At 68.6% G+C, this 21,288-nt stretch carries 18 protein-coding genes; 12 read left to right on the forward strand and 6 right to left on the reverse strand.

All coding sequences use genetic code 11. The features are described from left to right. Positions 1–3: 3 nt before the first annotated feature. On the forward strand, positions 4–1,383 hold the full coding sequence (locus tag E3D03_RS09370; RefSeq protein ID WP_263566735.1) for an FAD-binding oxidoreductase: 1,380 nt from the start codon (positions 4–6) through the stop codon (positions 1,381–1,383). A gap of 4 nt (positions 1,384–1,387) precedes the next feature. Here the strand turns inward: E3D03_RS09370 and E3D03_RS09375 are convergent, their stop codons facing one another. Together E3D03_RS09375 and E3D03_RS09380 are read right to left on the reverse strand one after the other, a co-directional pair. Continuing rightward, on the reverse strand, positions 1,388–3,061 hold the full coding sequence (locus E3D03_RS09375) for a hypothetical protein (RefSeq protein ID WP_263566736.1): 1,674 nt from the start codon (positions 3,059–3,061) through the stop codon (positions 1,388–1,390). Further along, complete coding sequence (locus tag E3D03_RS09380) at positions 3,058–3,846, reverse strand: hypothetical protein (RefSeq protein ID WP_263566737.1); 789 nt, start codon at positions 3,844–3,846, stop codon at positions 3,058–3,060. Before E3D03_RS09380 ends, E3D03_RS09375 begins: the two co-directional genes overlap by 4 nt. A gap of 339 nt (positions 3,847–4,185) precedes the next feature. Between E3D03_RS09380 and E3D03_RS09385 the strand changes: the two genes are divergently transcribed. From E3D03_RS09385 to E3D03_RS09410, 6 genes are all read left to right on the forward strand, one after another. Further along, entirely contained in the window at positions 4,186–4,971 is a 786-nt protein-coding gene (locus E3D03_RS09385) for a glycoside hydrolase family 25 protein (protein ID WP_263566738.1), read from the forward strand. Next, entirely contained in the window at positions 4,947–5,603 is a 657-nt protein-coding gene (locus E3D03_RS09390; protein ID WP_062562549.1) for a CPBP family glutamic-type intramembrane protease, read from the forward strand. Before E3D03_RS09385 ends, E3D03_RS09390 begins: the two co-directional genes overlap by 25 nt. Positions 5,604–5,664: 61 nt before the next feature. Continuing rightward, positions 5,665–7,440 (forward strand): aspartate--tRNA ligase, encoded by a 1,776-nt coding sequence (aspS, locus tag E3D03_RS09395; protein ID WP_263566739.1) that lies wholly within the window; start codon positions 5,665–5,667, stop codon positions 7,438–7,440. Between the two features lie 132 nt (positions 7,441–7,572). Further along, the gene (locus tag E3D03_RS09400; RefSeq protein WP_263566740.1) at positions 7,573–8,940 is read left to right on the forward strand and encodes a DUF1800 family protein; all 1,368 of its coding nucleotides are present in this window, start codon (positions 7,573–7,575) and stop codon (positions 8,938–8,940) included. A gap of 3 nt (positions 8,941–8,943) precedes the next feature. Further along, positions 8,944–10,125, forward strand: a complete 1,182-nt coding sequence (locus tag E3D03_RS09405; protein ID WP_263566741.1) for a DUF1501 domain-containing protein — start codon at positions 8,944–8,946, stop codon at positions 10,123–10,125. Positions 10,126–10,143: 18 nt separating this feature from the next. Beyond that, positions 10,144–10,827 (forward strand): GNAT family N-acetyltransferase, encoded by a 684-nt coding sequence (locus E3D03_RS09410; RefSeq protein ID WP_263566742.1) that lies wholly within the window; start codon positions 10,144–10,146, stop codon positions 10,825–10,827. Positions 10,828–10,834: 7 nt separating this feature from the next. Here the strand turns inward: E3D03_RS09410 and E3D03_RS09415 are convergent, their stop codons facing one another. Together E3D03_RS09415 and E3D03_RS09420 are read right to left on the reverse strand one after the other, a co-directional pair. Further along, the gene (locus tag E3D03_RS09415) at positions 10,835–12,427 is read right to left on the reverse strand and encodes a DHA2 family efflux MFS transporter permease subunit (RefSeq protein ID WP_263566743.1); all 1,593 of its coding nucleotides are present in this window, start codon (positions 12,425–12,427) and stop codon (positions 10,835–10,837) included. A gap of 3 nt (positions 12,428–12,430) precedes the next feature. Further along, positions 12,431–13,624 carry an HlyD family secretion protein gene (locus tag E3D03_RS09420; protein WP_263566744.1) on the reverse strand — a complete coding sequence of 398 codons (1,194 nt, stop codon included), beginning with the start codon at positions 13,622–13,624 and terminating at the stop codon, positions 12,431–12,433. Between the two features lie 185 nt (positions 13,625–13,809). Here E3D03_RS09420 and E3D03_RS09425 point away from each other — a divergent pair, with 185 nt between their 5' ends. Beyond that, complete coding sequence (locus E3D03_RS09425; RefSeq protein ID WP_263566745.1) at positions 13,810–14,457, forward strand: TetR/AcrR family transcriptional regulator; 648 nt, start codon at positions 13,810–13,812, stop codon at positions 14,455–14,457. 517 nt (positions 14,458–14,974) lie between these two features. Continuing rightward, entirely contained in the window at positions 14,975–15,751 is a 777-nt protein-coding gene (locus E3D03_RS09430; RefSeq protein WP_263566746.1) for a GNAT family N-acetyltransferase, read from the forward strand. On the opposite strand, the gene E3D03_RS09435 is transcribed toward E3D03_RS09430, so the two are convergent. Then, positions 15,687–16,646 (reverse strand): GlxA family transcriptional regulator, encoded by a 960-nt coding sequence (locus tag E3D03_RS09435; protein ID WP_263566747.1) that lies wholly within the window; start codon positions 16,644–16,646, stop codon positions 15,687–15,689. The two genes, E3D03_RS09430 and E3D03_RS09435, sit on opposite strands and share 65 nt — an antisense overlap. Before the next feature lie 96 nt (positions 16,647–16,742). On the opposite strand from E3D03_RS09435, the gene E3D03_RS09440 reads away from it, so the two are divergent. The 3 genes from E3D03_RS09440 to E3D03_RS09450 are packed head-to-tail and all read left to right on the forward strand — an operon-like array spanning position 16,743 to position 20,077. Beyond that, the gene (locus E3D03_RS09440) at positions 16,743–17,666 is read left to right on the forward strand and encodes a 3-keto-5-aminohexanoate cleavage protein (protein WP_263566748.1); all 924 of its coding nucleotides are present in this window, start codon (positions 16,743–16,745) and stop codon (positions 17,664–17,666) included. Continuing rightward, positions 17,663–19,084 carry a carnitine 3-dehydrogenase gene (locus tag E3D03_RS09445; RefSeq protein WP_263566749.1) on the forward strand — a complete coding sequence of 474 codons (1,422 nt, stop codon included), beginning with the start codon at positions 17,663–17,665 and terminating at the stop codon, positions 19,082–19,084. Before E3D03_RS09440 ends, E3D03_RS09445 begins: the two co-directional genes overlap by 4 nt. Before the next feature lie 3 nt (positions 19,085–19,087). Beyond that, positions 19,088–20,077 (forward strand): GlxA family transcriptional regulator, encoded by a 990-nt coding sequence (locus tag E3D03_RS09450; RefSeq protein WP_263566750.1) that lies wholly within the window; start codon positions 19,088–19,090, stop codon positions 20,075–20,077. Here E3D03_RS09450 and choX read toward each other — a convergent pair. After that, on the reverse strand, positions 20,066–21,004 hold the full coding sequence (choX, locus tag E3D03_RS09455; RefSeq protein ID WP_263566751.1) for a choline ABC transporter substrate-binding protein: 939 nt from the start codon (positions 21,002–21,004) through the stop codon (positions 20,066–20,068). The two genes, E3D03_RS09450 and choX, sit on opposite strands and share 12 nt — an antisense overlap. Positions 21,005–21,288: the final 284 nt, after the last annotated feature.

Raw genomic sequence — 21,288 nt, forward strand, 5'->3', positions numbered from 1 at the left:
CCCATGCCGATTCCCGCCGCCGCCGCCGAGGCGCTTGCCGCGCTGCTTGGCCCCCGCTTCTCGACCAGCGGCGCCGACCGCGAGCTGCATGGCCAATCCGAATCCTGGCACCGCGCGCCGCCGCCCGATGCCGTGGCCTGGCCCGAGACCACCGGCGAGGTCGCGCAGGTCGCCGCCATCTGCCATGCCCACCGCGTGCCGCTGATCGGCTGGGGCACCGGCACCTCGCTCGAGGCGCAGGCGCTGGCCACGCAGGGCGGGCTGGTCCTCGACATGCTGCGCATGGACCGGGTGCTCGAGATCCGCGCCGATGACCTGCAGGCGACCGTCCAGCCCGGCTGCACGCGCGAGGCGCTGAACCAGGAGCTGCGCGCCACCGGCCTGTTCTTCCCGGTCGATCCCGGCGCCAACGCCAGCCTCGGCGGCATGGCCTCGACCCGCGCCTCGGGCACTACCGCCGTGCGCTACGGCACCATGCGCGACAATGTCTTGGCGCTCGAGGTCGTGCTGGCCGACGGCCGCGTGATCCGCACCGGCACCCGCGCCGCGAAATCCTCGGCCGGCTACGACCTGACCGGGCTCTTCGTCGGCGCCGAGGGCACGCTCGGCATCATCACCGAGCTGACCCTGCGCCTGCACGGCCAGCCCGAGGAGACCGCCGCCGCGGTCTGCGGTTTTCCGACGCTGGAGCAGGCGGTGGAATGCGTGACCGCCACCATCCAGTCCGGCATCCCGATGGCGCGGATCGAGTTCATCGACGCCGACGTGGTGCGCGCCTTCAACCGCTTCTCGGGCACCCAGATGCACGAAGGCCCGCATCTGATGGTCGAGTTCCACGGCGCCCCCGCCTCGGTCCGGGGCGATGCCGAGGCCTTCGGCGCGCTGGCCGCGGACTTCGGCGGCACCGGCTTCGACTGGGCCACCACGCCCGAGGCCCGCGCCGCGCTGTGGAAGATGCGCCACAACGCCTATCGCTCGTGCCTCGCGCTGCGGCCGGGCTGCACGGCGGTCGTCACCGATGTCTGCGTGCCGATGTCGCACCTGCCGGCGGCGGTGGCCGAAGCCGCGGCCGACATCCGCGCCGAGGGCCTGCTGGGCCCGATGGTCGGCCATGTCGGCGACGGCAATTTCCACGCCCAGATCCTGGTGATGCCCGGCGACGCGGCCGAGCTCGCCGCCGCCAAGCGCGTCGCCACCCGCATGGCCGAGCGCGCGCTGGCCGTCGGCGGCACCATCACCGGCGAGCATGGCGTGGGCATCGGCAAGCTGCCCCTGATGCGCGCCCAGCACGGCGAGGCGGTCGCGGTCATGGCCGCGATCAAGCAGGCGCTGGACCCGCAGGGCATCATGAACCCCGGCAAGCTGGTGCCGGGGGTGGGCTGAGCGGTCAGGGCGTGGGGCAATCGAGGGGCGGCATCTCGGGCAGGGGTGGCGCCGAAAGCGTCAAGTCCAGTCGAAGCGCGCCGCGAGCCGCACCGTCCTCTCCATCGTTCTGATGGACGAGATGCAATTCCTTTTCGACTTGATGCAATTGCCCGCTTCCCTCGGGAAGGCTGGCAAGCAATTCGTCCACAGGCATGGTGAGACTACCGTCGAAATGACGGTTGGCAAGCAGCCTGCGATGCTGCTCCAACTCTAGCTTCACCGTCAGATCCTTGCTTATGTCCAGCCCGCTGGCCGGCATCGGCACGGTCAGGCGAAATCCGCCGGTCTTGCTGGCCTCGTATCTGTCTAGCGTGCTGGTCCGGCCGTTGATTGTCACGCGCCCCGAGACGTCCCGGTCGGCGCGAAGCTGCACGGGCAGGTTGCCCACGATCATGACGTGGGTCAGGTCGAGACGGGGGAATTTGTCGTTCAGGGCTGACCGCATCGCCGGGGCGATCTTCGCCATGGCAGGGACCTCGTTCAGCGCTTCAAGCTGAACCAGCAGTGCGTTGATCGCCTCCAGGCGGCGCAGCGACAGGTTTTCGCGCATGGCATGATAGCGACCCAGAACCTCATCTGCCAGCCGACACTGTTCGGCGCTGCCGCCTTCCTTGACGGCGCGTGCGGTGAAGTGCTTGTTGACGGCGTGCCGGCCGCTTTTCTCCATCTCTTCGGCCTTGATCCCCAATGCCTGAATGATCGCTTCGCGGGTTGCCGCCTTGTGATCGGCGATCTGCTTGCGCAGGTCCGCTTCGAAATCGTCCCGGTTGAAATACTCGTCCAGGCGGATCACCGCCGCATCGACCGCGACCCAGGCAATGACGGCGCCGCCGACACCGCAGGCGGCGGCGGCCGGCCCGCTCCACGCACAGGCCGCGGCCCCCGATCCCGCACCGGTCAACACCCCGCCCAGCTTGGTCGCGCCCTTGGCGGCCGCCTTTTGCGCGATCTTGGCCCCCAGTTTCTTGGCGACCGTCTTGGACAACAGCTTGGTCGTGCCCAGCACCGCCATCGTCGAGGCAGCCGAGGCGACCGGCGCCGTTACCGTCACCCGCTGCATCAGGTCGCCCTTGATGGTTTCCAGCAGATCGGCGGGAAGTGTTTCCTTTTCCGAGGCGGACAGCTCGTCCAGGGCCAGGCTCATCTCCTCGATGTATTTCTCGATGAACGCGATCTCGGTTTCCTTGGCCACCGCCTGCAAACGCCCGTCCAGCCCGGCAAAGACGCGCTTGTCCAGCTCCGTTTCGGACCGGTCCAAGGCGGTGCCCAGCAGTTCGGTATATTCCCCCAGAATCGAATAGTGGAAATCGGCATAGCCGTGAATCGCATCGAAAGCCGGCTGATAGGTGCGGTCGAGTTCATCATCCAGCTTGTCTTCCACCCAATCGCGGCCCTCTCGTGGAAGCTTTTCCAGCGCCTTTTCAGCCCTGGTCTTTTGCTGACGCAGATTTTCCACCTTGGCGGTTTCGACGCTTGCCGGCTTATCCGCTCCAACAGGCTGGCGCAGCGCGCCAACCACCATCAGCCCGACCGTGGCCAGCAACAATCCGACAATCGTGGCCCAGAAGAAGAACGAGGTGATCCTGCCATGCGCCCGGCGCCTTTCGGGCGTTTTCCTTGGAAGGGAAGCGGTCATGCAACATCCTCGGACGGGGTTGTCTGCTGTGCCAGCAGGAAATGCTCGGCCAGGTCGGTCATCAGGATGCTGGCGCGGGTGGCAAGAAAGCCGAACAGCGCGGCATCCATGCTTAGCAACAGGGTCAGCCAGGGATAGTTCTTGCTTTGGACCAAGAGCCATGTCTTGCCGCCTTGAAAGGCATAGAAAGGCATCAGGATTGTCTCCAGCAAGCCGTCCCGTTCGGGCATCTCTGACATTCCGAGTTTAAGGGCGTCGATGAAACCCGCTTGCAGATATGCTGGGGGATGCCCGGTATAGCTCCACGTGACCCAGGCGATCACCGGACAGGCCAGCGCCGCGCAGAGCCAGCTTGACAGGCGCAGGGCATAGGCGCGGGCAAAGGGCGGGTTGAACGAGCGCGCCAGCCGGCGCTCGATCCCCACGAAGACCCAGCCCGAGATCATGCAGGCGGCGCTCACCAACCCGGCCTCGGCCGGGGTCAGGTGCAGCGCCTGCCAAGCCAGGACCGGAATCGAGATCGCGACGAAGACCAGCGCGCCGGCCGACGAGCTCAGCCGCCCGGTCAAGATCCGCGTCAGGCGCGAACCCGGCCGCAGCGTCAGCAGCATGCGGGCCCGGTAGTCCTCGCGCAGGATGGGCATCTGCGCCAGGAACAGCAGCACCGACAGCGGCACGAGGCAGGCCACCGCCCAATCGCTGACGGCATAGACATATCGCCACAGGTAGAGGCTGCAGGCGATGATGAGCACCGCCAGAGCCGGGGACAGCAATCTGATAAACATGGGAAAACCCTGTAACCACGCGGCGCGCATCATGCCGAATTTCGCGGCTTGCACAAGCAGCGCCGCTGCTGCTCCTTCGGGCACCTCGACCGTCGCCCTTGCCTCCGCAGGCACCGCCCGGGTCGCGCCATCGGCATACGCCCTGTGTACGCGCGGTGTACGCCCGCTGCACCCGTGTCACAGCCGAAATCCGCACCTTTCCAGCGGCTTGCCGGCCCGCGCCCTGCCGACCCCGCATCCCGCACAAACTCGTGAGCGTCACGCCATCGTGACATGGCGCCCCACCTTTGCGATAAGGGGCAAAAGCGCCGAGGACAGGCGCATGGGGCAGAGGACAAGATGAGAATTCTCGGCAGAATATTGACGGTCTTGTTGCTGGTCGCCGTGGCGGCCTGCGGGCGCGGCCCGTCGCACAGCCGCGCGGTGATGGCAGGACAGGGGCTGGGGCCGAAGTTCGGCGACAGCGCCCCCCATGCCTGGGTCGGCGGCCATCCCTATGACCATCCGGTGCATGGTATTGATATCTCTCGCTATCAGGGGAATATCGACTGGGGCGCGGTGCGCGGATCCGGCATCAGCTTCGCCTTCATCAAGGCGACCGAGGGCGGCGACTGGGTCGACCCGAGCTTCCGCCGCTACTGGGCCGAGGCGGCGCAGGCCCGCATCCCGCGCGGCGCCTATCACTATTTCTATTTCTGCCGCTCGGGCACGCAGCAGGCGGCCTGGTTCATCCAGAACGTGCCGCGCGAACGCGGCGCCATGCCGCCGGTGGTGGACCTGGAATGGACGCCCTCGAAAACCTGCCCGCGCCGGCCGCCGGCCGACGAGGTGCTGCGGGAAGCCAAGATCTTCAAGGACATCCTGCACCAATACTACGGCCAGCGCCCGATCATCTATACCACGGTGGACTTCTACCGCGACAACAACCTGTCGCGCTGGCCCGAGGAATTCTGGCTGCGCTCGGTCGCGGGTCACCCGCGCATCGTCTACCCCGGCCAGCCCTACAGCTTCTGGCAATATACCGGGACCGGCGTGGTGCCGGGCATCGGCGGCAACGTGGACCTGAACGTGTTTGCGGGTTCTCCCGCCCAGTGGCGGGCATGGCTGAACCGGCGGCTTCAGTAAACCGCGCCCTGCTCCGGGCCGAGTTCGCGGCGCTCTATATCGGGGCGCCGCTGGCCATTGCGCTGTTCATGCCCGGGCATATGCTGTTCGAGGCGCTGGCCCTGTTCAGCTTGGCGGGACTGGCGCTTCTGTGGTTCACCGGCGGCTTCGACTGGCGCGGGCTGGTCTATGGCTGGGGCCGGCTGCCCTGGCTGGAAATCCTGGGCATGATCCTGATCACCACCGCGCTGGGCGCCGCGATCCTGTGGTTCTCGCGCCCCGGCGCCATCTTCAGCATGGCGCGGCAGCGGCCCGAGTTCCTGCTGGTGATCTGGAGCTTCTACCCGATCCTGTCCGCCCTGCCGCAAGAGCTGATCTTCCGGCCGCTGTTCTTTCACCGCTATGGTGCCATCCTGCCGCGCGGGCAGGCGGCCATCGCGCTGAACGCGGCGGTGTTTTCCTTTGCGCATCTGATGTACTGGTCCTGGATCGTCGCGGCGCTGACGCTGGTCGGCGGCTGGTTCTTCGCCCGCGCCTATCTGAAGTTCGGCTTCCCGGCGGCCTGGGCCTTGCATGCCGTGGCCGGGAACGCGCTGTTCACCGTCGGCATGGGGGTCTATTTCTATTCCGGCAACGTGGTGCGGCCGTTCTGATCGCTTGACTTCCCCCGGCGCAGGCGGTTCATGCGTGACCGAATACGCAAGGGGAAAATCGATGAGCGCCTATCGCAGCCACACCTGCGGCCAGCTGACGGCCGCCAATGCCGGTGAAACCATCCGCCTGTCGGGCTGGGTCCACCGGGTCCGAGATCATGGCGGCGTGCTGTTCATCGACCTGCGCGACCATTACGGCATCACCCAGGTCATCGCCGACAGCGACAGCCCGGCCTTTGCCGCCCTGGAAAAGCTGCGCGCCGAGACGGTGATCCGCATCGACGGCAAGGTCAAGCTGCGCGACGCGAGCCTGGTGAACCCCAAGCTGCCCACCGGCGCGATCGAGGTCTATGCCACCGATGTCGAGATCCTTGGCCCCTCGGACGACCTGCCGCTGCCGGTCTTCGGCGACCAGGACTATCCCGAGGAGACGCGGCTCGCCTATCGCTTCCTCGACCTGCGCCGCGAGTCGCTGCATAACAACATCATGCTGCGCAGCCAGGTGGTCCGCTCGATCCGCAACCGGATGTGGGACCAGGGTTTTACCGAATTCCAGACTCCGATCATCACCGCGTCCAGCCCCGAGGGCGCGCGCGACTTCCTGGTGCCCTCGCGGCTGCATCCGGGCAAGTTCTATGCCCTGCCGCAGGCGCCGCAGCAGTTCAAGCAGCTGATCATGGTCGCGGGCTTCGACAAGTATTTCCAGATCGCGCCCTGCTTCCGCGACGAGGACCCGCGCGCCGACCGCTCGCCCACCGACTTCTACCAGCTCGACCTTGAAATGTCCTTCGTCGAGCAGGAGGATGTGTTCGCCGCCATCCAGCCGGTGATCCAGGGCCTGTTCGAGGAATTCGGCGGCGGCCGCCCGGTCGATGCCGACTGGCCGCGCATCCCCTATGCCGATGCGATGCTGAAATACGGCAGCGACAAGCCCGACCTGCGCAACCCGATCGAGATGCAGGTGGTCAGCGAGCATTTCCGCGGCTCGGGCTTCGCGATCTTCGCGAAACTCCTGGAACAGGACGGCACCGAGGTCCGCGCCATTCCCGCGCCGACCGGCGGCTCGCGCAAGTTCGCCGACCGCATGAACGCCTTCGCGCAACAGCAGGGCCTGCCGGGCATGGGCTATATCTTCTGGCGCAAGGCCGAGGGCGGATCGACCGAGGCTGCCGGCCCCATCGCCAAGGCGCTGGGTGCCGAAAAGACCGAGGCGATCCGCCTGCAGCTGGGCCTGGGCGAGGGTGACGCCGCCTTCTTCCTGGGCGGCAAGCCCGAGACCTTCGAGGCCGTGGCCGGCCGGGCCCGCAACGAGATCGGCCGCGAGCTGGGGCTGACCGACGAGCACCAGTTCAAATTCGCCTGGATCGTCGATTTCCCGATGTATGAAAAGGGCGAGGACGGCAAGATCGACTTCTCGCACAACCCGTTCTCGATGCCGCAGGGCGGGCTCGAGGCGCTGTCGGGCGATCCGCTGGCGGTCAAGGGCTATCAGTATGACCTGGCCTGCAATGGCTACGAGCTGATCTCGGGCGCGATCAGGAACCACAAGCCCGAGATCATGTTCAAGGCCTTCGAACTGGCCGGCTATGGCCATGACGAGGTCGAAAAGCGCTTTGGCGGCATGGTCAAGGCCTTCCGCTATGGCGCACCGCCGCACGGCGGCTGCGCGGCCGGCATCGACCGCATCGTCATGCTGCTGGCGGATGAGCAGAACATCCGCGAGGTCATCATGTTCCCGATGAACCAGCGCGCCGAGGACCTGATGATGGGCGCGCCCAGCGAGCCCACGAACGAGCAGCTGCGCGAATTGCGGCTGCGCGTGCTGCCGAAGGAATGACGGGAGGCGGCCCGCGCCATGCGCGGGCCTTTGCCGCATTGCGGCACTTGAAGAAAGCGTGAACTGACCTTTGCCGCCGACCGTGCCATAACCCGTTCGGGGACGCGCGATCCCCGGCGATGGAAGGCACGCATGAGCATTGGTTTTCCCGAGATGGCGGCGATCCGGCTGGGCTTCGGCCTGTCGCCGCTGATGCCGCCGCCGGCCGATGCGGCGGCGGTGCTTACTGGCCCCGCCAATGCCGGCCCGGGCCCCGAGGCCATGACCACCGCCGAGGCCAGCCGCATCGCCCGCACCTTCCGCGAGGGGATCAAGGCCCGCCGCGAGGGCCGGCCCGAGCCGCCCGAGTCGATCGCGGCCAACCGCCAGCTGGGCACCCTGCAGGTCGATGACCTGCGTCGCCGGGTGATTCGCGCCGTGGACGACCCCATCGGCTTCGGCGAAAGGCTGGTGCAGTTCTGGTGCGACCATTTCACCGCGCGCGCCATCAACAAGGTCAATATCGGCCTTGGGCTGGCCTATCAGGACGAGGCGATCCGCCCGCATGTGAACGGCCGCTTCGAGGACATGCTCTTCGCCGCCGAGACGCATCCGATGATGTTGATCTATCTCGACCAGGTGTCGAGCCGGGGGCCGAACTCGCCCTTCGTCAAGCGCCGGCCCGACCGCCATTTCGGCCTGAACGAGAACCTGGCGCGCGAGGCGATGGAGCTGCATACGCTGGGCGTCGGCGCCAAATACAGCCAGAAGGACGTGCGCCAGCTGGCCGAACTGCTGACGGGCCTGGGCTTTTCGCATGACGAGGGTTTCACCTTCAAGCCGGCGCTCGCCGAGCCGGGGGCCGAGACGGTGCTGGGCAAGAGCTATGGCGGCAACCGGCGCGGCGGGCTCGACGACATTCGCGCCGCCTTTCGCGACCTCGCCCGCCGGCCCGAGACCGCGCTTTACGTCTCGAGGAAGCTGGCGGTGCATTTCGTCTCGGACAATCCGCCGCAGGATCTGGTGCAGGCCATGGCCGATGTCTGGCGCGAAAGCCACGGCAACCTGCCGCAGGTCTATCGCGTGCTGGTGACGCATCCGGCGCTGGCCCGGAACCTGCGCGCCAAGGTGCGCCAGCCCTTCGACCTGACGGTGACGGGGTTGCGCGCGCTGGGGGTGACGGGACAGCAGATCGCGGCGCTGGACGAGCAGATGTTCCGCCGCGCGGTTTGGAACCACCTGCCGGTGATGGGCCAGCCCTGGAACCAGCCCAAGGGTCCCGACGGCTGGCCCGAAGAGGCCGGGGCCTGGATTGCGCCCCAGACCATGGCCGCGCGCATCAACTGGGCGCTGCGCATGCCGCGCCTGCTGCTGCCGGAACTGCCCGACCCGCGCGAGATGCTGGTCTCGGCCTTCGGCGGCACGCAATCCGAGCAACTTTCCTGGGCGGTGCCCAAGGCCGAAAGCGCGGCCGAGGGCGTGGTGCTGATCCTCGCCTCGAGCGACTTCAACCGGAGGTAGGCGATGCTGCAACTGGACCGCAGGCTGTTTCTGAAAAGCGCGGCGCTGCTCGGCTGCTCGGCCGCGGCGCATCCCCTGATGAGCAGCATGACCTTTGCCGCGCTGCCCTCGGACAACCGGCTGGTGGTGATCATCCTGCGCGGCGCCATGGACGGGCTGGACGCGATCCAGCCCTATGGCGACCCGATGCTGCGCAAGCTGCGCCGCGACCTGTCGCTGGGGCCCGATGCCGGGGCGCTGGACCTCGACGGCTTCTATGCGCTGCACCCGCGGCTGGGGCCGCTGCTGCCGCTGTGGCAAAAGGGCGAGCTGGCCTTTGCCCATGCCGTCTCGACCCCCTATCGCGACAAGCGCAGCCATTTCGACGGCCAGGACGTGCTCGAGGCCGGGACCGGCAACGACCTGCCGGTGGACCGGCGCCTGGGCGGCTGGCTGAACCGCCTGCTGCAGGCGGTGCCGGGGGCGAGTTCGGAAACCGCCTATGCGGTCGGGATCGAGCAGATGAAGATCCTGGAAGGCGAGGCCGCGCATATGGCCTGGGCGCCGCGCGCCGCGCTGAGCCTGTCGCCGCAGGCGCAGCTGCTGCTGGAGCATGTCTATCACGACGACCCGCTGTTCCGCGACGCCGCCCGCGATGCGGTGCAGATCGGCGCCGAGAGCCCGGCCATGGAAAAGACCACCGGCCCGACCGGCGATGCGCAGTCTCTGGCCGCCTTTGCCGCCAACCGGCTGAACGGGGAAAGCCGCATCGCCGCTTTCTCGATCCCGGGCTGGGACAGCCACGCCAATCAGGCGCCGGTGATCGGGCGCGGCTTCGACCGGCTCGCCGCCGCGATCCTGGCGCTGCGCGACGGCCTGGGTGCGAACTGGCAGCGCACCACCGTGCTGGCCATGACCGAATTCGGCCGCACCGTGCGCGAGAACGGCTCGGGCGGCACCGACCACGGCACCGGCGGCGCGCTGATCATGGCCGGCGGCGCGATCAACGGCGGCCGCGCCTATGGCGACTGGCCCGGCCTGGGCGAGGGCCAGCTTTACGCCGGCCGCGACCTGATGCCCCTGCGCGACATCCGCGCCTATGCCGCCTGGGCGATGCGCGGGCTCTTCGGGCTCGAGCCCGGGGTGCTGGAGCGCGCGGTGTTTCCGGGGCTTGACCTTGGCGGCGATCCAAGGATGCTCGCCTGAGCCTTCAGGGAGAGCAGCATGGCAGAGCGTCCGACCGGCCCCGTCGTCACCGGCTTCGTCCCGCCGCCCGCCCCCGGTCCGGAGCGGATCGAGGGCCGGTTCGTCACCCTGGAACGGCTGGACCCGGCACGCCATGCCGAGGACCTGTTCGCGGCCAACCAGGGCCAGGATTGGGTCTGGGACTATCTCGGCTATGGCCCCTTCGCCGACCTGGAGGCCTATCGCGCCTGGCAGGCGGGCATGGCCGAAAGCCGCGACCCGTTCTTCTATGCCCTGCGCGACCGCGCCAGCGGCAAGGTGGGCGGGCTCGCCTCGTTCCTGCGCATCGATCCGCGCAACGGCGTGATCGAGATCGGCCATATCGAGATCGCGCCGGCGATGCAGCAGACCCCGGCCGCGACCGAGGCGATTTCGCTGATGATCGGCTGGGCCTTCGGTGCCGGCTATCGCCGGGTTGAGTGGAAATGCGACGCGCTGAACGCACCGTCGCGCCGCGCCGCCCTGCGCTATGGCTTCAGCTTCGAGGGCATCTTCCGCCAGCACATGATCTATAAGGGCCGCAACCGCGACACCGCCTGGTTTGCCATCATCGACCGCGACTGGCCGCGTCTGGCCCGGGCGCATGCGGATTGGCTCGCGCCGGGGAACTTCGACGGCAAGGGCGGCCAGCGCCAAAGCCTGTCGGCACTGACGGCCCCGTGACGCGGGCTCAGTGACCGCCGCCGCCGCCCGCGCCGGCTTGCGGCTTTTCCACGAACAGCAGCAGCAAGGCCAGCGCGGCGAAAAGCCCGGTCAGCAGCACGAAGATGTCGGCCAGCGACATCACCACCGCCTGCAACTGCGCCATGCCCGAGATGCTGGCCAGCGCCGCGGTCTCGGCCGCCTCGCCCAGGGATGAATAGGCCCGCTCCAGCATGCCGATGGCGCCGGTCGCGGCCTGGTTGCCCGGATGCACGCTCTCGGCGATGCGGGCATAGTGGAAATCCTCGCGATTGCGCAGGATCGTGTTGATCAGCGCCAGCCCGACCGCGCCACCCAGGTTGCGGGTCAGGTTGAACAGGCCCGAGGCGTTCTTGACCTTCTCGGGCGGCAGCATGCCAAGCGCGATGTTCGACACCGGCACCATGCAGATCATCAGCGAGATCCCGCGCAGGATCTGCGGCAGGAAGATCTCCCAATAGTCCCAGTCCTCGGTCAGCCCGGCCATCATCCAGCAGCTGAGCGAGAACAGCGCGAAACCCGCCCCCATCATCAGCCGCGGGTCCAGCTTCTGCGACAGCCGCCCGGCGACGGGCGCGGTCAGAAACATCGAGATGCCCGAGACCATCATCGCCTCGCCGATCTGCAGCGAGTTGTAGCCGCGGATCCCCGACAGATAGACCGGGAAGATGTAGATCAGCCCGTAAAGCCCGATACCGAGACCAAAGGAAAACACCGAGCCCATGGCGAAGTTGCGGTCGGTAAAGGCTTCCAGCCGCACGATGGGCTCGTCGGCGGTGAAGGCGCGCCAGAAGAACAGGAAGCCCCCGGCCAGCATCACCCCGGTCATGGCGACGATGCCCTCATCCGCGAACCAGTCGTCGCCGGCGCCTTCCTCGAGCACGTATTCCATCGCGCCCAGCAGCAGCGCCAGCCCCAGGAAGCCCCACCAGTCGAAGCGCTGGAACAGGCTCAGCTCCGGCTTGTCGAAGTCGATCAGCAGAAAGGCCGCCGTGGTGACGATGATGCCCGGCACCACGTTGATGAAGAACAGCCAGTGCCAGCTGAGATATTCGGTCAGGTAGCCGCCCAGCGTCGGCCCGATGGTCGGCGCCAGCGTCGCCACCAGCCCGATCATGGGCGAGACGATATGCATCTTGGAGCGCGGAAAGATCGTATAGGCGCAGGCAAAGACCGTCGGGATCATCGCCCCGCCGACAAAGCCCTGCAACGCGCGCCAGACGATCATCTCGGACATCGAATTCGACAGCCCGCACAGCAGGCTCATCAGCGTGAAGCCGCCGGCCGAGATGGTAAAGACCCAGCGCGTCGACAGCATCCGCGACAGATAGCCCGACAGCGGGATCATGATGACCTCGGCGATCAGGTAGGAGGTCTGGATCCACGGGATCTCGTCGCTGGAGGCCGCCAGCCCGGCCTGGATTTCGGACAGCGAGGCCGAGACGATCTGGATGTCCAGGATCGCCATGAACATGCCCAGCACCATCAGCATGAAGGTGACCAGGCGGCGCGGGTCGATGCGGTCGGGATCCGGCGCGGGCAGGGCGCCCGGCAGGGTCGCGGCCGGGCTGGCGGCAGCCATGGCCTAGCCCCGCATGCCGGGGGCGCCGGAGTCCAGCGCGCTGGTCGCGGCCGCGCCCGGTTCGACCCGGGCCGGGTCGGCGGCGGGGGCGGGCATCAGCGGCCGATCCTCGCCGGTGCGGGTGTCGACCTCGACCACGACGGACATGCCGGGGCGCAGCGGCAGGCGGCTGCGGTCCTGGTCGTCGATGCGGATGCGCACCGGCACGCGCTGCACGACCTTGGTGAAATTGCCGGTGGCATTCGACGAGGGCAGCAGGCTGAACACTTGGCCGGTGCCGGCGGTCAGGCTTTCCACCGTGCCGTGCAGCAGCTCGTCGGGCCAGGCGTCGACGCGGATCTGCACGCTGCCGCCCGGGCGGATGCCGGCGATCTGCGTCTCCTTGAAGTTCGCGCCGACATAAAGGTTCTCGACCGGGACCAGCGTGCCGATACGCGAGCCCGGCGCGACATAGGAGCCGACCTCGATCTGGCGCTCGGTCAGGATGCCGGCGAAGGGCGCGCGGATCTGGGTGAAGTCCAGATCGCGCTGCGCCTGGCGCAACCCGGTGCGGGCGGCGCGGACCTGGAGTTTCGCGCTGTCGGCTTCCGCGTTCAGGACCGCCAGCTGCGCCTCGGCCTGCGCCAGCGCCGCCTTGGCGCTTTCGACCTGGGCGGCGGCGGATTTGGCGCTGGCCTCGGCCGAATCCAGCGAGGCCTGGGTGCCGACCGACGTGGTTTTCAACTCGCGCGCCCGGCGATAGGCCTTTTGCGCGCCGTCATTGGTGGCTTGGGCGGCGGTCAGCGCCGCCTCGGCCTGCTGGATGCCGGCCCGGCCCGCGGTGATCTGCGCCTCGAGCTGGCGGGTCGCGCTTTCGGCACTCGCCAGCGTATTGGCGGCGTTTTCCAGCGCCAGCTGGTAATCCTGCGGATCGATGCGGGCAATCACCTGGCCCTTGGCCACCGGGGCGTTGGGCGCGACCAGGATCTCGGCGATATAGCCGGTGTCGCGGGCCTGCAGCATCACCAGGTCGGCCTGCAGATAGGCATCGTCGGTTTCCTGGTGAAAGCGGCCGTGGGTGAACCAGCGAAAGCCCTCATAGCCGATCACGGCCAGCACCAGCAGGGCGACGATGCCCAGGATGCGCTTGGCCTTGCCGGATTTCGGCTTGCTCGCAGGGGTGCCGGGGGCCGGGGGCGCGTCGGGGGTCGAAGTCATCACTGGGCCTTTCAGAACGCAAGCCGCCGTTGCGCGCGAACCCGGCCTTTGGCGAGTCGGGTCGGTGGTTGCGGCTCCATACCATTGACCGAACGGTTCGGTCAATGGTATCCGGGGCCGTCGGCGGGCTGGACCGCGCTGCCGGCGGCGGCGTAATCTGCCGCGCAACCCGTAAGGAGGCAGGCTTGAACGATCCCGTCAGCACCGGCTGCGACTGCGACCCGCGCGCGGACGTCGAGGACAACCCCAAGCGTCGCCAGATCCTGGACGGCGCGCGGCGGATGTTCCTGTCGCAGGGGTTCGAGGGCGCCTCGATGCAGGATGTCGCCCGGGCGGCAGGGGTCTCCAAGGGCACGCTCTACGTCTATTTCGACAGCAAGGAGGCGATGTTCGAGGCGCTGGTCCTGCATGAATGCGGCCGGTTGCAGCGCACGATCCGCGAGCTGGGCAGCGGCAAGGGCGCGGTCGAGGACGAGCTGTGCCAGATCGCCCGCACCATGATCGACACGCTGCTGCAGGGCGAGGTCCTGGCCGCGATGCGCATGATGATCGGCGCGGGCGAGAAGTTCCCGGACCTCGCGCGCCGCATCTATCGCGCCGGACCGATGCATTCGATCGAGACCCTGGCCGAATATTTCCAGGGCCGCGTGGCGCGCGGCGACCTGGCGATCCCCGACTGCACCGAGGCCGGGGCGGAATTCGTCGACCTGGTGCTGGCCGGGTTGCAGCGCCGGGCGCTGCTGATGATGGACCCGCTGGAGCCGGCGCAGATCGACGGCTTCGTCCAGCGCCGCGTCGCGCGCTTCCTCGCGGTCTATGCCCCGCCGGGCTGAATTTGCGCGTCGCCCTCGGGGCAGGCCCAGCGGCGCAGGCAAGCGGCGGAGGCGGTCGAGGATGAGCCCGGCCCGGCAAAGCTGGGCAGGTGGCGGCAGACCGGAGATGCGGATCGGCCATCGCGCAGCATCGTATGGCCGCTGACCAGCCCGGCGAGCACGACGCTGCCATGCAGAGCCCTGGATGTCCGCCGGTCCTGCCTTGCAACCACGCGGAAGCGGGCATTTCCATTGCCAAGCCCCACATCATCCGGCGGCAGGCGTCCAGTTCCGGCCAGCATGAATTCGTTCGCGCGGTGGGCGCGGGCGATGGGGCCGGCCCGGAGATGATCGAGGGGGGTGCCGGCGGCATGGAGCAGCCCTGCCTCGGTGCCGTAGCTGACCGAAAGCAGCGCCTCCTGCCCGGTCAGCCGCGCAGGTCGTCGGCTTCGGGCGGCGGCAGGGCGGGATAGCTGGAAAGCTCGGCCCAAGACACCCGCACCCCGCGCGCGCCGCGAGTTCGGCCAGGATCTCGGCCGTGACCTGCTGGGGCGCCTGGCCGGAGACCGCGCGGACCTTCCTGGCCGAGAAGGCCTATTGGTCGCAGGGCCTCGACCGCCCGCGGCTGGAACCCGCGCTGGCGGGCGCGCTGCCGATGGCGGTGATCGCGCCGGATGGGGCGATAGCGGGTTTCGCGCGGCTGTTCATGGATTACACGGTCTTTGCCTATCTGCGCGGCCTCTTCATGCTGCCGGCGCATCGCGGGCGCGGGCTGGCCGAAGCAATCCGCACCACCCCGAGCTTGCCGGAGTCACAACTTGGATGCTGGCGACGCGCGATGCCCGTGCGGTCTGTGAAAAAACCGGTTTCTGCCCGGTCCCGCATCCCGAAATTACATGGCGGTGCCGAAGGCGCTGTGCCATCGGTCCGTGGCAGTCAATGGCGAACGGGTCAGGGAGCGGGCAACGGCTTATCGCATCGGCGTGGTGTCGGCGGGTCCTTCACGGATCTCGCGGTGCTCGAGGAGGGCAGCGGGCAGTTGCGCACGCTGAAGGTGTTCTCGGCACCGGCGCCGCGTGGCCTTCGTGATGAGCCTGCAGACCGTCCGCATGTTCGGCGTAGTGGGCGGCCGGCCCTGAAAGCCCCGGAGAAGGTCCCCGTGACCCGGCCGGTTGGCCATGCCCTGCTGTTTCGGCGCCTTCACGGCGCGTCAAGCTCGCCTGCGCAATGGCGTCGATCGACAGACGCCCCTAGGCACGCAGCGAGACAAGAGGGTCGTGGACGCATTCACCGGTGCGGCCGGTCGACTGCCTGATCGGTTGGCCGTGGGCGCGGCGATAGGCCTTGCTCAGCGAAGCCGCATCGCAATAGCCGCAGCGCAGGGCGATTTCGCGCAGGCCGAGCCCGGTGCTGGCGGCCAGCTCGCGCGCCTGCGACAGCCGCAGCATCTGGAAATAGCGGCCCGGCGCCATGCCGGTCTCGGCCCGGAACAGCCGGTCCAGCTTGCTGAGCGAAACGCCGCAGCGCGCGGCGATCTCGGGCAGCGGCATCGGCGTCTCGATCGACCCGATCATCAGGTTCATCGCCTGCCGCAGCCGCGCCGTGCCCTTGCGGGGCAGGCCGGGCAGGGCCGGGCCGGCCTCGCCCCGGCCGGCGTCATGCAGAAACATCGACGAGGCGACGAAGGCATTGGCCTGGCCGAACCGCCGGGCGATGAAGGCCAGGATCAGGTCCAGCGCACCGGCCGCGCCGCCACAGGACCAGAAGCGGTCCGCCATCACATAGGGCGCGGGGTCGGCCTGCACCTCGGGAAAGGCCTCGGCGAATTCGCCGAGCAGCGACCAGTGCAGGGTGGCGCGTCGCCCGCGCAGCAGGCCCGCCGCCGCCAGAAGCCACGGCCCGCTGTCGGCGCCGATCACGATGCGGCTTTGCCGCGCCAGCGCCAGGATGCGGCGCGGCCCGGCGCCGCCGGCGTGGTCGCGATAGCCATAGCCCGCGACCACCACCAGCAGTTCGAAATCCGTCGCCGCAGCGTCGTCGGGCGCGACGGACAGCCCGCTCGAGGACCGCACCGGGCCGCCGTCGGGGGTCATGACCTGCCAGCGGATGTCGATCCCGGCCTGGTCGCGGACCGCCCGCAGGGGTTCCAGCAGGCAGGACAGGACCATGTTCGAGAAGCCGTCGAAAAGCAGGAAGCCGACGCGGACCATGAAATGCTGACCTGTTTGGACAATCCGATGACAGGATAGGACAATCCAGAAGCCGTGCAACCCCCTAGCATCGGGCATGCCAACCAGGAGTTCGCCATGCCCCTTGCCATGAATCGGGACGTCTTCATCACCTGCGCCGTGACCGGATCGGGCGGCACGCAGGACCGCTCGCCCCACGTGCCGCGCAGCCCGAAACAGATCGCGGAAAGCGCCATCGCGGCGGCCAAGGCGGGGGCGGCGGTGGTCCATTGCCACGTCCGCGACCCCGAGACCGGCGCCCCCTCGCGCAAGCTGGACTATTACCGCGAGGTGACCGACCGCATCCGCGCGGCCGAGGTGGACGTGGTGCTGAACCTGACCGCCGGCATGGGCGGCGACATCGTCTTCGGCAATACCGAGGCGCCGTTTCCGCTGAACGCCGCCGCGACCGACATGGTCGGCGCCACCGAGCGCATGGCCCATGTCGCCGAATGCCTGCCCGAGATCTGCACCCTCGATTGCGGCACGATGAACTTCGCCGAGGCCGATTACGTGATGACCAACACGCCCGGCATGTTGCGGGCGATGGGCGGCATGATGACCGCCCTGGGCGTCAAGCCCGAGATCGAGGCCTTCGACACCGGCCACCTGTGGTTCGCCAAGCAGCTGGTCGAGGAAGGCACGCTGGCCGGCCCGGCGCTGGTGCAGCTGTGCATGGGCGTGCCCTGGGGCGCGCCGAACGACCTGAACACCTTCCTTGCCATGGTGAACGCGGTGCCCTCGGACTGGACCTGGTCGGCCTTCAGCCTGGGGCGCGACCAGATGCCTTTCGTCGGCGCCTCGGTGCTGGCGGGCGGCAATGTGCGCGTCGGCCTTGAGGACAACCTGTGGCTGGGCAAGGGCCAGCTTGCCACCAATGCACAGCTGGTCGAGCGTGCCGCGACCATCATCGAGAACCTGGGCAGCCGCGTGATCGGTCCTGCCGAGGTGCGCGAACGCCTTGGCCTGGTGAAGCGCGCGCCGAAAGGAGCCGCGGCATGAGCAAGGCGGCGATCATCGGCGGCGGCGTCATCGGCGGCGGCTGGGCCGCGCGTTTCCTGCTGAACGGCTGGGATGTGGCGGTCTTCGACCCCGACCCGCAGGCCGAGCGCAAGATCGGCGAGGTGCTGGCGAATGCCCGCCGGGCGCTGCCCGCGCTCTACGACCGCGCGCTGCCGCCCGAGGGCCGGCTGACCTTCCACGCCGACATGGCCGAGGCGGTGGCGGGCGCGGCCTGGATCCAGGAAAGCGTCCCCGAGGTGCTGGCGCTGAAGCACAAGATCCTGCCCGCCATTGCGGCGGCGGCCGGGCCGGAGGCGGTGATCGGCTCGTCCACCTCGGGCTTCAAGCCGTCCGAGCTGAACGCGGCCGGCACCAACGCGGTGGTGGCGCATCCCTTCAACCCCGTCTATCTGCTGCCGCTGGTCGAGCTGGTGGGCGATGGCGCGACCTGCGCCCGGGCCGCCGACATCCTGCGCGGCATCGGCATGTTCCCCCTGATCGTGCGGAAAGAGATCGACGCCCATATCGCCGACCGCCTGCTCGAGGCGGTGTGGCGCGAGGCGCTGTGGCTGGTCAAGGACGGCATCGCCACCACCGAGGAGATCGACGAATCGATCCGCATGGGTTTCGGCATCCGCTGGGCGCAGATGGGCCTGTTCGAGACCTATCGCATCGCCGGCGGCGAGGCCGGGATGAAGCATTTCATGGCCCAGTTCGGTCCGGCGCTGTCCTGGCCCTGGACCAAGCTGATGGACGTGCCCGAGTTCAACGACGAACTGGTCGACCTGATCGCCAGCCAGTCCGACGCGCAATCCGGCCACCGCTCGATCCGCGAGCTGGAGCGGCTGCGCGACGACAACCTGGTCGGCATGATGCGGGCGTTGCGTCGTTCGGGCAGCGGTGCCGGCGGCGTCCTGCGCGCGCATGAGGCGCACCTGCCCGACCCGGGCGAGCGCGACGGGTTGCCGATCACCGCCGCGCGCCAGGTGCCGGTGACCTGGACCGACTACAACGGCCACATGAACGAGACGCATTACCTGGAAGCCGGCTCGCTGGCCACCGACCGCTTCATGGAGATGATCGGCGCCGATGCCGATTACGTCGCCGCGGGCCAGAGCTATTTCACGGTCGAGAACCACATCCGCTATCTGGACGAGATCCACGCCGGCGCCCGGCTGGTGGTCACGACCCAGGTGCTGGCGGGGCAGGGCAAGAGGCTGCACCTGTTCCACCGGCTCTGGCGCGGCGAGGTGCTGGCCGCCACGGTCGAGACGCTGCTGCTGCATACCGACCTTGCCACCCGCCGCACCAGCGCGCCCGCGCCCGCGGTGGCGGCGGCACTGGCCGATTGGGCCGGCCGCCATGCCGCCATGCCGGCCGAAGGGGCGGGCCGCTTCGTCGGCCAGCCCCGGCCTTGAGGCATGGGTGGCACGGGTGACGTGACGCTGTTCCAGCGCTCCGACCAACCCCTGTGCGCCACGATCCTGGTGCTGCCGGAGGCATCGCTGATGAGTCTGGCGGCCACGCTGGACCCGCTGCGCGCGGCGAATCGCGTCATGGGGGCGGAATGCTATCGCTGGCAGGTCGTCTCGGTCGACGGCAAGCCGGTGGCGACCAGCTCGGGCCTGCCGGTGCAGGTCGACGGCCCCTTCCGGCCGCAGCAGGCTTGCGACCTGCTGGTCGTGGTCGCGGCCTTCAATGTCGCGCGCCATGTCGCCCCGGCGGTGCTGGCCGCCGTGCGGCAGGGCGCGCGGCGGGCGCGGCTGGTCGGCGGCGTCGAGGCCGGCAGCTGGGTGCTGGCCCGCGCCGGCCTGCTGGACCAGCGCAAGGCCACCACGCATTGGGAGGATCTCGAGGATTTCGCCGCCCGCTTCCCGCAGGTGCGCGCCATCCCCGACCGCTGGGTGATCGACGGCCCGGTCTTCACCACCGGCGGCGCCGCGCCCACGCTGGACTTCATGCTGGCGCTGGTCCGCGCCCGCCAGGGCTTCGACGCGGCGCTGAACGTGGCCAGCCTTTACGTCTATGAAGAGATGCGCCTGCCTTCGGACGCGCAGCCCCTGGTCTCGCTGGGCCGGGCCGGGCGGATGGAGAGCCGCGTCGCCCAGGCCATCGGCATCATGGAGGCGCATCTGGACAGCCCGCTGCCCGTTGCCCGCATCGCCGGCGCGGTGAAATGCTCCAGCCGGACGCTGGAGGGGCTGTTTCGCGACATCGTCCAGACCTCGCCCGCCGCCTATTACCAGTCGCTGCGGCTGCAGGCGGCGCGGCGGCTGATCACCGACACCGACCTCGGCATGGCCGAGATCGCGGTCAGGACCGGATTCGCCTCGATCGCCTCGCTGTCGCGCGCCTTCCGGCGGCGGTTCGGCCATCCGCCGACCGCCGCCAGACGCGGTTCAAAGACCTAGCGCCGCCTTGGCCGCGGGCAGGCCCGGCTCGCCCGCGACGGTGGTGACATCGGCAAGCCAGGCGTCCAGCGCGGCCGGGTTTTCCTTGAGCCAGCGTTCGGCCGCGGCCTTCGGCTCCAGCCCCTCGTCAAGGACATAGGACATCATCACGTCCTCGGCCTCGACCGTGAAGGCGAGGTTCGACAGGAACTTGCCCAGGTTGGGGCATTCCCCGGACAGGCCGGCGCGGGTATTGGTCAGCACGCTCGCGGCGCCGTCATCGGGCCCGAAGGTGTCGTTGCCGTCGGTCAGATAGGCCAGTTCATAGCGCACGTTCATCGGATGCGGCCGCCAGCCGAAGAACAGGATCGGCTGTTCGGCCTGGATGGCGCGCTGCACCTGGGCCAGCATGCCCTGCTCGCTGGATTCGACCAGCTCGAACCCGCCCAGGTCGAAGGCATTGTCCGAAATCGCCTGCAGGATCGTGCTGTTGGCGCTGCTGCCGGCCTCGATGCTGTAGATCTTGCCGCCGAGCTGGTCCTTGAACTTGGCGATGTCGGCATAGGTCTTGAGCCCGGCCTCGTGCGTGTAGGCGGGCACGGCGAAGCCGATCAGCGCGCCTTCCAGGTTCGGGCGCACCACCTCGATCTGGCCGGCATCGACCAGCGGCTTCTGGATCGGCTCCTGAAGCGGCATCCAGTTGCCCAGGAAAATGTCGGTATCGCCCTGTTTCAGCGATTCGAAGGTGACGGCGACGGACAGGATCTGCACCTCGGGCGCATAGCCCAGGGCCTGCAACACCATGGCCGACATGGCGGTGGTGACCGAGATGTCGGTCCAGCCCACGTCCGAGAAGCTGGGGGAATGGCAGGCGGCGGGCTCGGCGGCCTCGGCCCTGGGCAGCGCGGCCAGCGAGGCCAGGACTGCGACGGCGATCTTGCGCTTCATTTTCTCTCCTCCGTTGTTGGTCCAGCCGATCCGCCAGGGTCAGCCCTGCGGAAAGGATAGCCGAGAGTTCCGCGGCAGGTTGACCCGTTGCGCAGCAATTTTTGCGATTTGCGCAGAGAACGGCGGGTTTCGGACAATTGGTCGCCGTTCGTGCGCCCGGTGGGGCGGCGCGGGGCGTGGACCGGCCCGGTTGCCATCCTGCCACGGGTCTTTCATCCAGCTGCGGCCGGAGTTTCCGGCCTTTTGCCCTGCCTACCAATTTTGGACCATCTAAAGCCGGAGTT

The sequence above is a fragment of the Paracoccus sp. DMF genome, from assembly GCF_004407025.1.
GTDB lineage: Bacteria > Pseudomonadota > Alphaproteobacteria > Rhodobacterales > Rhodobacteraceae > Paracoccus > Paracoccus aminovorans_B.

What these genes read in the sequence shown, in the direction of transcription:
- E3D03_RS09410 (WP_263566742.1), top strand. Translation starts at nt 10,144, where the DNA reads ATGGCAGAGCGTCCGACCGGCCCCGTCGTCACCGGCTTCGTCCCGCCG.
- E3D03_RS09385 (WP_263566738.1), top strand. Translation starts at nt 4,186, where the DNA reads ATGAGAATTCTCGGCAGAATATTGACGGTCTTGTTGCTGGTCGCCGTG.
- aspS (WP_263566739.1), top strand. Translation starts at nt 5,665, where the DNA reads ATGAGCGCCTATCGCAGCCACACCTGCGGCCAGCTGACGGCCGCCAAT.
- E3D03_RS09375 (WP_263566736.1), bottom strand. Translation starts at nt 3,061, where the DNA reads ATGACCGCTTCCCTTCCAAGGAAAACGCCCGAAAGGCGCCGGGCGCAT.
- E3D03_RS09435 (WP_263566747.1), bottom strand. Translation starts at nt 16,646, where the DNA reads ATGGTCCGCGTCGGCTTCCTGCTTTTCGACGGCTTCTCGAACATGGTC.
- E3D03_RS09445 (WP_263566749.1), top strand. Translation starts at nt 17,663, where the DNA reads ATGAGCAAGGCGGCGATCATCGGCGGCGGCGTCATCGGCGGCGGCTGG.
- E3D03_RS09390 (WP_062562549.1), top strand. Translation starts at nt 4,947, where the DNA reads ATGGCTGAACCGGCGGCTTCAGTAAACCGCGCCCTGCTCCGGGCCGAG.
- E3D03_RS09370 (WP_263566735.1), top strand. Translation starts at nt 4, where the DNA reads ATGCCGATTCCCGCCGCCGCCGCCGAGGCGCTTGCCGCGCTGCTTGGC.
- E3D03_RS09450 (WP_263566750.1), top strand. Translation starts at nt 19,088, where the DNA reads ATGGGTGGCACGGGTGACGTGACGCTGTTCCAGCGCTCCGACCAACCC.
- E3D03_RS09380 (WP_263566737.1), bottom strand. Translation starts at nt 3,846, where the DNA reads ATGTTTATCAGATTGCTGTCCCCGGCTCTGGCGGTGCTCATCATCGCC.
- E3D03_RS09405 (WP_263566741.1), top strand. Translation starts at nt 8,944, where the DNA reads ATGCTGCAACTGGACCGCAGGCTGTTTCTGAAAAGCGCGGCGCTGCTC.
- E3D03_RS09415 (WP_263566743.1), bottom strand. Translation starts at nt 12,427, where the DNA reads ATGGCTGCCGCCAGCCCGGCCGCGACCCTGCCGGGCGCCCTGCCCGCG.
- E3D03_RS09400 (WP_263566740.1), top strand. Translation starts at nt 7,573, where the DNA reads ATGAGCATTGGTTTTCCCGAGATGGCGGCGATCCGGCTGGGCTTCGGC.
- E3D03_RS09420 (WP_263566744.1), bottom strand. Translation starts at nt 13,624, where the DNA reads ATGACTTCGACCCCCGACGCGCCCCCGGCCCCCGGCACCCCTGCGAGC.
- E3D03_RS09440 (WP_263566748.1), top strand. Translation starts at nt 16,743, where the DNA reads ATGCCCCTTGCCATGAATCGGGACGTCTTCATCACCTGCGCCGTGACC.
- choX (WP_263566751.1), bottom strand. Translation starts at nt 21,004, where the DNA reads ATGAAGCGCAAGATCGCCGTCGCAGTCCTGGCCTCGCTGGCCGCGCTG.